The sequence below is a fragment of the Burkholderia sp. AU31624 genome (assembly GCF_020420065.1).
GTDB lineage: Bacteria > Pseudomonadota > Gammaproteobacteria > Burkholderiales > Burkholderiaceae > Burkholderia.
On sequence record NZ_JAIZRT010000005.1, the window covers coordinates 479,804 to 492,153 of the forward strand.

Annotated in this window: 9 protein-coding genes; 2 read left to right on the forward strand and 7 right to left on the reverse strand. The window is 69.0% G+C overall.

What is annotated here, in order from left to right; translation table 11 throughout:
* Positions 1-80: 80 nt before the first annotated feature.
* The 7 genes from kdsA to LGM89_RS21335 form a co-directional block, all read right to left on the reverse strand.
* Positions 81-935: a 3-deoxy-8-phosphooctulonate synthase gene (gene kdsA, locus LGM89_RS21305; RefSeq protein WP_046546045.1), complete on the reverse strand. Its 855-nt coding sequence runs from the start codon at positions 933-935 to the stop codon at positions 81-83.
* 2 nt (positions 936-937) lie between these two features.
* Complete coding sequence (locus LGM89_RS21310; RefSeq protein ID WP_046546046.1) at positions 938-2,590, reverse strand: CTP synthase; 1,653 nt, start codon at positions 2,588-2,590, stop codon at positions 938-940.
* 181 nt (positions 2,591-2,771) lie between these two features.
* Complete coding sequence (locus LGM89_RS21315; RefSeq protein WP_089495152.1) at positions 2,772-3,617, reverse strand: alpha/beta fold hydrolase; 846 nt, start codon at positions 3,615-3,617, stop codon at positions 2,772-2,774.
* 229 nt (positions 3,618-3,846) lie between these two features.
* Positions 3,847-6,345, reverse strand: a complete 2,499-nt coding sequence (locus tag LGM89_RS21320; RefSeq protein ID WP_226273805.1) for a DNA internalization-related competence protein ComEC/Rec2 — start codon at positions 6,343-6,345, stop codon at positions 3,847-3,849.
* A gap of 57 nt (positions 6,346-6,402) precedes the next feature.
* Positions 6,403-7,191: a TatD family hydrolase gene (locus LGM89_RS21325; RefSeq protein ID WP_089495154.1), complete on the reverse strand. Its 789-nt coding sequence runs from the start codon at positions 7,189-7,191 to the stop codon at positions 6,403-6,405.
* A gap of 67 nt (positions 7,192-7,258) precedes the next feature.
* Positions 7,259-8,017 carry a lipoprotein-releasing ABC transporter ATP-binding protein LolD gene (gene lolD / locus LGM89_RS21330; protein ID WP_372684011.1) on the reverse strand — a complete coding sequence of 253 codons (759 nt, stop codon included), beginning with the start codon at positions 8,015-8,017 and terminating at the stop codon, positions 7,259-7,261.
* Entirely contained in the window at positions 8,010-9,263 is a 1,254-nt protein-coding gene (locus LGM89_RS21335; protein ID WP_226273806.1) for a lipoprotein-releasing ABC transporter permease subunit, read from the reverse strand. Before LGM89_RS21335 ends, lolD begins: the two co-directional genes overlap by 8 nt.
* Positions 9,264-9,425: 162 nt before the next feature.
* On the opposite strand from LGM89_RS21335, the gene LGM89_RS21340 reads away from it, so the two are divergent.
* Together LGM89_RS21340 and recJ are read left to right on the forward strand one after the other, a co-directional pair.
* A complete protein-coding gene (locus tag LGM89_RS21340; protein WP_089495313.1) occupies positions 9,426-10,490 on the forward strand; it encodes a regulator in 1,065 nt (354 codons plus the stop codon).
* A 14-nt stretch (positions 10,491-10,504) separates the two neighbouring features.
* Entirely contained in the window at positions 10,505-12,202 is a 1,698-nt protein-coding gene (gene recJ, locus LGM89_RS21345) for a single-stranded-DNA-specific exonuclease RecJ (protein ID WP_046546052.1), read from the forward strand.
* The last annotated feature ends 148 nt before the right edge of the window (positions 12,203-12,350 follow it).

Consider the following 12,350-nt stretch of genomic DNA (forward strand, 5'->3'; position numbering starts at 1 on the left):
TTCTTCAAACTGCGACGGCGCGCGCGCCCGAACCGCTTTCGCTACAGACGCGCGAAGCCGTCGCAAGGTTCATTCGATCTTTAATTGAAATCGTTTTCCAGGAACGGATTGCGCTTCACCGCCTGGTCGAGCGTGACGAGGGTCTCCAGCAGCGCACTCATCCGGTTCAGCGGCACCGCGTTCGGGCCGTCCGACTTGGCTTCGGCCGGATTCGGGTGCGTCTCCATGAACAGGCCCGCGACGCCCGTCGCGACCGCCGCACGCGCGAGCACCGGCACGAATTCGCGCTGGCCGCCCGAGCTCGTGCCCTGCCCGCCCGGCAACTGCACCGAGTGGGTCGCATCGAACACGACCGGGGCGCTCGTCTCGCGCATGATCGCGAGCGAACGCATGTCCGACACCAGATTGTTGTAGCCGAACGAGACACCGCGCTCGCACGCCATGAAGCGGTCTTCCGACAGCCCCGCTTCACGGGCCGCTTCGCGCGCCTTGTCGATCACGTTCTTCATGTCGTGCGGCGCGAGGAACTGGCCCTTCTTGATGTTGACGGGCTTGCCCGAGCGCGCGCACGCATGGATGAAATCGGTCTGGCGGCACAGGAACGCCGGCGTCTGCAGCACGTCGACGACCGACGCGACCTGCTCGATCTCTTCGATCGAATGCACGTCGGTCAGCACCGGCAGGCCGAGCTGGCGCTTCACCTCGGACAGGATCCGCAGGCCCTCGTCCATTCCGAGGCCACGGAACGACTTGCCCGAGCTGCGGTTCGCCTTGTCGTAGGACGACTTGTAGATGAACGGAATGTTCAGCTTCGCGCAGATCTCCTTCAGGCGGCCGGCCGTGTCGATCGTCATTTGCTCCGATTCGACGACGCAGGTACCCGCGATCAGGAAGAAAGGCTTGTCGAGACCGACCTCGAAATCGCACAGCTTCATGCTTACACTCCGCGCGCTTGCTTGTTGACAAGCGCAGCTTCGACGAACGACTTGAAGAGGGGATGACCGTCACGCGGCGTGGACGTGAATTCCGGGTGGAACTGGACGCCGACGAACCACGGGTGCATCGAACGCGGCAGCTCCATCATTTCCGGCAGATCCTCGCTCGGGGTACGGGCGCTGATGATAAGGCCGCCGGCTTCGAGCTGGGGCACGAAGCGGTTATTGACTTCATAACGGTGGCGATGGCGCTCGTTCACGTCCTTGCCATAGATCTCTTCCGCCATCGTGCCCGGCTTGATCGGGCAGCGCTGCGAACCCAGGCGCATCGTGCCGCCGAGATCGGATTCCTCGGTACGCGTCTCGACCTTGCCGTCGCGGTCGTACCACTCGGTGATCAGCGCGACCACGCGTTCCGGCGTGTCCGGCTCGAATTCCGTGCTGTTCGCCTGCTTCAGGCCGACGACGTCGCGCGCGAACTCGATCACCGCGAGCTGCATGCCGAGGCAGATGCCGAGATACGGCACCTTGGCTTCCCGCGCATAGCGGATCGCCGCGATCTTGCCTTCCGTGCCGCGACGGCCGAAACCGCCCGGCACCAGCACGGCGTCGAGATGCTTCAGGCTGTCGACACCGTTCGTCTCGATCTCTTCCGAGTCGATGTATTCGATGTTGACCTTGGTCGACGTGTGCAGCGATGCGTGGCGCAGCGCCTCGATCAGCGACTTGTACGACTCGGTCAGGTCGACGTACTTGCCGACCATGCCGATCGTCACTTCGTGCTTCGGGTTCTCGAGCTTCTCGACCAGCTCCGACCACATGGTCAGGTCCGCGTCCTTCGGCGACAGCTTCAGTTCCTCGCAGATGATGCGGTCGAGGCCCTGGTCGTGCAGCATCTGCGGAATCTTGTAGATGCTATCGGCGTCCCACACCGAGATCACGGCGTCTTCCGGCACGTTCGAGAACATCGAGATCTTCTTCGATTCGTCGTCCGGAATGCGGCGGTCCGCACGGCACAGCAGCACGTGCGGCAGGATGCCGATCTCGCGCAGCTTCTGCACGCTGTGCTGGGTCGGCTTCGTCTTCAGTTCGCCGGCGGTCGCGACGTACGGCACCAGCGTCAGGTGCACGAAGCACGCGCTGTTGCGGCCGAGGCGCAGGCTCATCTGGCGCGCGGCTTCGAGGAACGGCAGCGATTCGATGTCGCCGACCGTGCCGCCGATCTCGACGATCGCGACATCCGGCTCACCGCAGGTGGCCGACGCGGCCCCGCGCTCGATGAACGCCTGGATTTCGTTCGTGATGTGCGGGATGACCTGCACGGTCTTGCCGAGATAGTCGCCGCGGCGTTCCTTGCGGATCACCGATTCGTAGATCTGGCCGGTCGTGAAGTTGTTGGCCTTGCGCATCTTCGTGCTGATGAAGCGCTCGTAGTGGCCGAGGTCGAGGTCGGTCTCCGCTCCGTCTTCCGTCACGAACACTTCGCCGTGCTGGAACGGGCTCATCGTGCCGGGGTCGACGTTGATGTACGGATCGAGTTTGAGGAGGGTGACTTTCAGACCGCGCGATTCAAGGATCGCGGCGAGGGAAGCGGCGGCAATACCCTTGCCAAGGGAAGAAACTACGCCGCCGGTGACGAAAACATATTTGGTCATCGCTGGATGCTCGCGGGAAAAACGGATTATACCGTAAAGCCCGCCCTTCTCTCAGCAATTGACTCGATGATCGCGCCCTTTCGCGCCGCCTCGCACCAGCCGTGCGCGCCGGGACGCAGCCGCCCGCCGGCCGGTGCAACCGCGCGTGCCGGAGGCGGCGCCCCGGCCGCCAAACCCTGCGTCAGGCGCGCTTCGCGAGCGGGGTGACTGCATGTGACACATCGCCCTCGGCCGCCCTCAGCGAATTCAGCATCCGCTGCAATGCGCGCGCGGTCTCGAGCGGCCGCTCCATCGGAAACAGGTGGCTGCCTTCCAGCCATTCGACGCGGCCGCGCGCCGCGCGGCGTGTCGCATCGAGCCCGACCTGGCGCACCTCGCGCGAACGCGTGCCGGCGAGAAAGCCGAGCGGCACCGGCGCGCCGTGCGCGAGCCGCGGGCCGAGCGTATGCGGCAGCGTCCGGTAGATCAGGTATTCGACCTGCCGGTCGAACGCGAGCGAGCGCTCGCCGTCGGCGCCGACCTGCGGGATCCCGTAGTCGATGTAGTCGGCCAGCATCCGTTCGTCCCAGCGGGCGAACGCCGGTTTCTCGCGGAAGTGCCGCCAGACTTCGTCACGGCTGACCCAGTGCGTACGCCGGTTGCGCGTCGCGGCGGCGGGCGACAGCCGCTCGTCGAGCCCCGCCCACTGGCTCGCGCGCAATGCGCCGGCGCGCCAGCCCGCGATGATCGGCGAATCGATCATCACGACGCCGCGCACCCATTGCGGCTTCTTCAGCGCGGCCATCAGCGACAGGTAGCCGCCGAGCGAATGGCCGACGAGCCAGACGGGACGCTCGTAGCGGCTGCCGATGTCGTCGAGCAGTTGCTCGACGAGATGCGGCCAGTCGCGCGTCACCGGGTAGCGGCGGTCGTGGCCGATCCGTTCGATGTAGCGCAGCTCGTAGTCGTCGGCCAGTTCGGCGAAGATCGTGCGGTACGTCGATGCCGGAAAGCCGTTCGCATGCGAGAAGTGGAGGATGTCCTTCAAACGCCGATGTCTCCTTTGTCGACCGGAGTTAGTGCTTTAGCACTTACTCCGGTCCCATGCTTCGCGGTCGACCGGAGTTGGCGCTTCAGCGCCTACTCCGGTCCCATGCTTGGCGGTCGGCCGGAGTCAACTTCTCCAGTCTCATGCTTCGCGTTCTGCCGGGGCCCACGCTTCGGCATTGAGCGCGGATCCCGGGCCATCTTTATTGATACGCCGGCTTTCGCCGCGCTCACCGATCCATCCAGTACCGTCGCCAAACGTCGCGATGACGCTCGAAGGCAAACCCGCCGTCGGCCGGCGCGACGTCGAACCGCACGGCGCCGTCGCGATCGGTGCGCGGCACCGGGATCCCGCGCGCCTCGTAACGGGCGAGAACCGTCCGGTGCGGATGTCCGAAACGATTGCGATAGCCTACAGGAAATACCGCGACGCGCGGCCCGACCGAATCGAGGAAAGGCTCGACCGACGACGTGCGGCTGCCGTGGTGCGGAACGACCAGGATCTGTGCGGCCAGCGCGTCGGGCGCAGCGTCCACGAGCCGGCGTTCGCCGCGCGCATCGACATCACCCGTCAGCAGCGCGGACGTCTCGCCCGCATCGATGCGCAGCACGCACGACCGCCCGTTCGACGAGCCCGCGCCCGGGCCGCCTTGCGGCCACAGCATCGTGAACGCGACGCCGTCCCAGGTCCAGCGCTGCCCGGCCGCGCACGGCAGCCGGTCGGCGACGCCGGCGGCTGCCGCATCGCGCCACAACCGGCTGTTCGGCACGATGCCGGCCAGCAGCTGGCGCACGTCGGCTGCCGCGTAGACGGCCGGCGCACCGCCCGCGTGATCGGCATCCGCGTGACTGAGCACGAGCGAATCGATCACCGCGATGCCGCGTGCACGCAACGCCGGCGCGACGATCCGCGCGCCGGCGTGGGTCGACTCCGCGCCCGGCCCCGCATCGAACAGCAAGGTGCGCCGCGCGGTCTCCACCAGCACCGACGCGCCCTGCCCGACGTCGAGCACGGTCAGCCGGAAGCCGCCCGGCGGCGGCGCATCGGCTGCCGGTGCGACGAGCGGCAGCCACGTGAGCGGGGCCGCCCAGCGCAACGGCCAGCCGCGCGGCATCAGCGCCCATGCGACGCCCGCGCAGGCCAGCACCAGCACCGGCCAATCGGGCATGCGCAGCCAGAACACGCCGGCCGGCCAGCCGGCGAGGTATCCGAGCAGCGTCATCATCGGTTCGAGCGCCGCGTGCGCAAGCCGGAACGCGTACGCATCGAGCGGCGCGGGCAGCGCGATGCCGGCCAGCACGACGGGCGTCACGACCGAGCTGACCCACGGAATCGCGAACGCATTGCCGAACGGGCCCGACAGGGATATCTGCGCGAACCAGGCGGCCGTGAGCGGTGCGAGACCGATCGTCACCGCGTACTGCACGCGCGTGGCCTCGGCGATCCGGCGCCCGGCGCGGGCACCCCACGCGCGCAACCGGCTCGACAAGCCGGCCGCGCCGTCGCCCTCCTCGTTTTCCGTCTCAACCTCACGCACGCCACGCCAGCCTGCGACGGCCAGCAGGATCACGGCGACCGCCCCGAACGACAGCCAGAACCCGGCCGACAGCACGGCCCACGGGTCGGCAAGCAGCACGCCGCCGAGCGCCGCGCACAGCACCGCGGAAGTCGGCACGCTGCGCCCGGCCAGGTACGCAATGCCGCCGGCCGCGATCATCCACCACGCGCGCTGCGCCGGCACGTTGAAGCCCGCGAGCGCCGCATAGCCGGCCGCAGCTGCCAGCGCGGCGAGCGCGGCCGCGTACGGCGCCGGAAACACGAGCGTTGCGGCCCGTGTGCGCCAGCGCAGGCGGCGCCAGCGCAGGCGGCGCCAGACCATCGACACGAGCCCACCCGCGATCGCGCCAACGAGCCCGACATGCAGGCCGGAAATCGCAACGAGGTGGCTCGTACCCGTGCTGCGCAGCACGTGCCAGTCATCGTCGCCGATGCCCGACTGGTCGCCGATCGCGAGCGCGGCGACGATGCCGCGATGGTCCGCGTCGCTGCGGAGCGACTCGTCGATACGCGCGCGCAGCGCATCGCGCAGCCGATCGATCGACGCACGCCATCCCGCGGCGCGCGCATCGAGCAACTCCGCCCGCCGGGGCGCGCTCACATACCCGATCGCGCGAATGCCTGCGGCCAGCCACGCCGCCTCGCTGTCGCGCACACCGGGATTGGCCTCGGCATGCGGGCGCTTCAGGCGCACGACGAAACGCCAGCGCTGTGCGGCGCGCAGGTCGGGAAGTGGATCGCGTGCCGCCGATGCGCCATAGGCGCGCCACGACAGCCGGATCAACGGCGGAAAACGGGCCAGCCCCGCATCGTTCGACTCGACCGCGAACAGCAGCCGCGCACCGGTCTCGTCGACCACGGGCAGCCCGCGGATCACGCCGGTGACGACGATGTCGCGCCCTTCCCACTCGACGGGCAGGTTGTCGCGCAGCCGCCATTCGGCCCGCGCGGCCGCGTAGCCGAACCCTGCATCGCAGGCCGCGAGCGCACACAGCATCCATCCGAACATGGCGGTCGTGCGCGTACGCTGGCGACACATGCACCACACGCTCAACACCGCGCAGCCCGCGAGCACGGCCACACCGATCGTCCATGCGAGCGCACCCGGCAGCGCCGCCTGCCGCTGCAGTACGGCCACGCCGAGCGCGAACGCGATCCACCACACGCGCATCGCCCCTCCTCGTCGACCCGGCGCCGCCATCGAGCATGCGACGCCTCAGGGCAACGATTATGCGGACGAAAGTGCGAGTCGCGGCAGCGCGGCGAGCGCGTTAGCCGAAGTGCATAGGGACACCGCGCCGGCGTCGATCCCGCGCAGTTCGGCGAGCACGTCGCCGATGCGCGGCACCTGGTCGGGCGTGTTGCGGGATTTGTACGCCCATTCGGGCGCGATGTCGGGTGCGTCCGTCTCGACGACGATCGCCTCGAGCGGCAACTGCGCCGCTAGCCGGCGGATCTGCAGCGCACGCGTGAAGGTCACGTTGCCGCCGAAGCCGAGATGCAGCCCATGCGCGAGATACGCTTCAGCCTGCTGGAAGCTGCCGTTGAACGCATGCGCGATACCGCGCCGCACGCCGAAACGGCGCAGCCCGGCGAGCACGCGATCCTGCGACTTGCGCACGTGGCACAGCACGGGCAGGTCGAATTCGCGCGCGAGCTTCAGCTGCCCCTGGTAGAAGAACTGCTGCCGGTCTTCGTCGAGCCCCGGCACGAAATAGTCGAGCCCGATCTCGCCGATCGCGACGAAGCGCGGATCGTCGAGGCTCGCCTCGATCTCCATGCGCAGCCGGTCGAGATCCTCGTCGCGTGCGCGTGGCGTATACATCGGGTGGATGCCGAGCGCGTAGACCGCGCCCGGCGTGCGTTGCGCGAGTTCGCGCACCGTCGTGAAGTTATCGCGCCCGACGCTCGGGATCACGATGCGCGACACGCCGGCCGCGCGCGCCGCATGCGCGACCGCGTCGCGGTCGGCGTCGAACTCGGCGGCATCGAGATGGCAGTGCGTGTCGATCCACATGGCGGCAGTCCTGCGCGCTGGCGCCGCACCGGGACCATCCCGGCAGCAGGCCAAGCGCGTTCGCTTCTTACACCGGCAGCGCCGGCTCCTCGTGCAGCACGCCGTCGCGCAGCCGCATGATGCGGTCGCAGCGCGCGGCGAGATCGGGATCGTGCGTGACGATCACGAAGCTCGTTTCGAGCGTCTCGGACAGCTCGAGCATCAGGTTGAACACCGTATCGGCCGTCGTGCCGTCGAGGTTGCCGGTCGGCTCGTCGGCGAGCACGCACGCGGGCTTCGTCACCAGCGCGCGCGCGATCGCGACGCGCTGCCGCTCGCCGCCCGACAGCTCGCCCGGCCGGTGCTTCGCACGCGGGCCGAGACCGACGCGTTCGAGCATCGCCTGCGCCTGCTCGCGCGCGTCCTCGGTCGTCATCCGGCGAATGCGCAGCGGCATCGCGACGTTGTCGAGCGCGGTGAACTCGGGCAGCAGGTGATGGAACTGGTAGACGAAGCCGAGCGCACGGTTACGCAGCTCGTTGCGCTCGCGCTCGGCGAGTTGCGTGAACGGCTTGCCGAGCAACGACACCTCGCCCGCGCTCGGCTCGTCGAGCCCGCCCAGCACGTGCAGCAGCGTGCTCTTGCCGGAACCCGACGCGCCGACGACCGCGAGCTTCTCGCCGCGCCGCACCGTCAGCTCGGTATTGTTGAGCACCTGCACGTTGAAGCCGCCCTGCACGAACGCCTTCGTGATCCCGCGCGCCTGAAGCACGTATTCCTGCATACCTGCCGAATCCTGTCTGTTGTGTTGTTTTGCATCCGCGAATGCGGTCGCGCGGTCATTCATAGCGGAGCGCCTCCGCGGGCTTCACCTTCGCGCCGCGCCAGCTCGGATAGAGCGTCGCGACCGCCGACAGCGCGAACGCGATCAGGCCGATCCGGATCACGTCGCTCGCGACGAGTTCGGACGGCAGCTCGCTGATGAAATACACGGACGGCGGCAGGAACTGCACGCCGAACAGGTGCTCGATCATCGGGATCAGCCACGGGATGCTCCACGCGATCAGGCAGCCGAGCGCGACGCCCGACGCCGTGCCGACGAAGCCGATCGTCACGCCCTGCACGACGAAGATCTTCATGATCGACCCCGGCTGCGCGCCGAGCGTGCGAAGAATCGCAATGTCGGCCTGCTTGTTGGTCACCGTCATCACGAGCGACGACACGAGGTTGAACGCGGCCACCGCGATGATCAGCGTGAGGATGATGAACATCATCCGCTTCTCGATCTGCACGGCCGAGAACCACGTCTTGTTCTGTTGGGTCCAGTCGCGGATGTACAGGCTGCCCGACAGCGTATGCGACAGCTCGACCGCCACGTCCGGCGCCTTCTGCATGTCCTTCAGCCGCAGCCGCACACCGGTCGGCGCGGCCATCCGGAACAGCGCCTCGGCGTCGCGGATGTTGATCATCGCGAGCGTGCTGTCGTATTCGTAGTGGCCGGACTCGAACACGCCGACGACCGCGAACTGCTTCAGCCGCGGCATCATGCCGGCCGGCGTGATCGATCCTTCCGGCGCGACCAGCGTGACCTTGTCGCCGACCGTCACGCCGAGGTTGCCCGCGAGCGCATCGCCGAGCACGATGCCGAACTGGCCCGGCACCAGCGCGCCGAGCTGGCCCGCCTTCATGTCCTTGCCAATGTCCGACACTTGCGGCTCGAGCGCCGGCTCGACGCCGCGCAGCATCACGCCGCTCACCGCGTCCTGGCGGGTGAGCAGCGCCTGCGCGTCGACGTACGGCGCCGCGCCGATCACCGACGGATTGCGGCGCGCTTCCTGCGCGGTGAGTTGCCAGTCGGGCATCGAGCCCGTCGGCGAGAACACCTCGACGTGCGCGAGCACCGACAGCATGCGGTCGCGCACTTCCTTCTGGAAGCCGTTCATCACCGACAGCACGACGATCAGCGCCGCGACGCCGAGCGCGATCCCGAGCATCGACACGAGCGCGATGAAGGAAATGAAGCCGTTACCGGTCGTGCGTTTGCCGGCGCGCGTGTAGCGCCAGCCGATCTGCCATTCGTACGGAAGTTTCAAGCGAATCCTTTCTGCTGGTTACGGCGGGGAGGCGCCCCGCGGCCGGACCGCCGCCCGGTGGCGGCCACCGGCCCGGGCACGGTCGAAAAACGGCCGCCGGACGCGAACGGGCCGTCAGCCGGCCCGATCACGCGCGCAGTTTGCCATACAATGCGCACCATCATGCACGACCGACGCCTCCATTTTCTCGTTCCGTTCGCGCTGCCGTCGGCGGCCGATGCGGCCTCGTCCCTGCACACGCTGGACAGCCCCGCGCTCGAAAAGTTGCTCGCCCGCGCCAGCCTCGTCGAGCGCGTGGCCGGTGAGGACTTCCAGCGCACGCTGCCGCACGAGCGCTGGCTGGCCCGCCAGTTCGGCGCCACCCAGGGCAACGCCGCGGACGAGGCGCCGCTCGCGCCCTACATGCTGCTGGCGGACGGCGGCGACCCCGGCGCGCAAGCGTGGGCCTGCGTCGAGCCCGTTCACGTCGAAATCGCGCACGATCACCTGGTGCTCGTCGATCCGGCGGCCCTCGCGCTCGACGAAGGCGACGCCGCCGCGCTGCTCGCAGTCGCGCGGCCGCTGATCGAGGAGCTCGGCGTCCGGCTCGAGGCGCCGAACCCGTCACGCTGGTACCTGTCGAGCGAGCAGCTCGCCCGCCTCGCCGGCGCCGCGCCGCTGCGCGCGAGCGGCCGCAACATCGAGATCTGGCTGCCGCACGAGGCCCATACGGGCGAACGCTCGCGGATGTGGATGAAGCTGCAGAACGAGGTGCAGATGGCCTGGTTCCAGCATCCGGTCAACGAGGCCCGCGAGGCGCGCGGCCTGCCGGCCGTCAATTCGATCTGGTTCCATGCGCAGGGCACGCTGAAGCCGGTCGGCAAGCCGTTCGCGCGCGTGCTGTCCGCGTCGCCCGCGGCGCTCGGCCTCGCGCGCGCCGCGCACGCCGACGCCGGCGCGCCGCCGGCCGCGTTCGGCACGCTGCCCGCCGCCGATGGCGCGACGCTCGTCGAACTGCCCGCGCTGACCACCCCGTTCATCGAGCAGGACTGGGCGCGCTGGCACGACGGACTCGCCGCGCTCGAGCGCGACTGGTTCGCGCCGGCCCTTGCCGCGCTACAGAACGGCGAGCTCGCGAGCGTCGATTTCACGCTGTGCGGCGACACGAGTTCCGTGACGCTGCACGCGACGCGCGGCGACCTGCGCAAGTTCTGGCGCCGCCGCGCGCTGGCCTCCCTGTTCGAATAACAAAGCAGACCCGTATGACCCGGATCGTTACCCGTCCCGTCGCGCCCGCCGACGCCGAAGTGCTCGCGCGCCATGGCCTGCATCCCGTCCTTGCACGCCTGTACGCGTCGCGCGGCGTGCAGTCCCCCGCCGACATCGAGACCGCGCTGGCGCGACTCGTTCCGCCCACCGAGCTGAAAGGCTGCGCCGACGCTGCATCGCTGCTCGCCGACGCGATCGCCGACAAGCGGCGCCTGCTCGTCGTCGCCGACTACGACTGCGACGGTGCAACCGCATGCGCGGTCGCGGTGCGCGGCCTGCGGATGTTCGGCGCGCAGATCGACTACCTGGTGCCGAACCGATTCGAATACGGCTACGGCCTCACGCCCGAGATCGTCGAACTCGCCGCCGCGCGCAAGCCCGACCTGCTGATCACCGTCGACAACGGCATCGCGAGCGTCACGGGCGTCGAAGCCGCGAACGCGCGCGGCATCGACGTGCTCGTGACCGACCACCACCTGCCCGGCGACGCGCTGCCCGCCGCGCGCGCGATCGTCAACCCGAACCAGCCCGGCTGCGCGTTCCCGAGCAAGCACCTCGCCGGCGTCGGCGTGATGTTCTACGTGCTGCTCGCGCTGCGCGCCGAGCTGCGCCGCCGCGGCGCGTTCGCGAGCAAGGAAGCCGAGCCGCGCCTCGACGGCCTGCTCGACCTCGTCGCGCTCGGCACCGTCGCCGACGTCGTGCGGCTCGACGGCAACAATCGCGTGCTGGTCGCACAGGGGCTGCAACGCATCCGCAACGGCCGCATGCAGCCGGGCGTCGCCGCGCTGTTCCGCGCGGCCGCGCGCGAAGCGCGTACGGCCTCGGGCTTCGACCTCGGCTTCGGCCTCGGCCCGCGCCTGAACGCCGCCGGACGGCTGTCCGACATGTCGCTCGGCATCGAGTGCCTGATCACCGACGACATCGGCCGCGCGTGGGATCTCGCGCAGCAGCTCGACGTGATGAACCGCGAACGCCGCGAGATCGAGGCCGGCATGCAGCAGCAGGCGCTCGCCGATCTCGCCGACGTCGATCCGGCCGACGCGTGCACGATCACCCTCTTCAACCCCGAGTGGCACCAGGGCGTGATCGGCATCGTCGCCGGCCGGCTCAAGGAAAAATTCCACCGCCCGTCGTTCACGTTTGCGCACGCGGACGACGAAGGCAAGCGGGTCAAGGGCTCGGGCCGCTCGATTCCCGGCTTCCACCTGCGCGACGCGCTCGACCTCGTGTCGAAACGCGAACCGGACCTGATCGTCGCGTTCGGCGGCCACGCGATGGCGGCCGGCCTCACGCTCGACACCGAGAACGTGCCGCGCTTCGCGGCCGCGTTCGAGGCCGTCGCGCGCGAATGGCTGTCCGACGACGCGCTCGCCCGCGTGATCGAGACCGACGGCGAACTCGAGGATGCGTACTTCACGCCGCAGTTCGTCGGGCTGCTCGACGAGGCCGTCTGGGGGCAAGGCTTTCCGGCCCCGCTTTTCTCCGGTGAATTCGACGTCGTGTCGCAGTCGCTCGTGAAGGAAAAGCACCTGAAGCTGCAACTGGCGCGCGGCCGCCAGCGCTTCAATGCGATCTGGTTCAACCACACGGAGCCGCTGCCGGAAAGCGCACTGGTCGCCTACCGCCTCGTCGCCGACACGTGGAACGGCGTCACGCGCGTCCAGCTGATCGTCGAACACGCGGCCGGCTAGGCGCGGGCCGCCCGGCCTGTATTGCCCGCCGATGCATGCACGCCGCGCCGGACGGGGCCGCGGCGCGCGTGCGAGCACCGTTTGCGTCACCGGGCAACCCCGCCGATCGGCTATAATTCCGCTTTTTTACGAAGCAAGAATAGCGAAC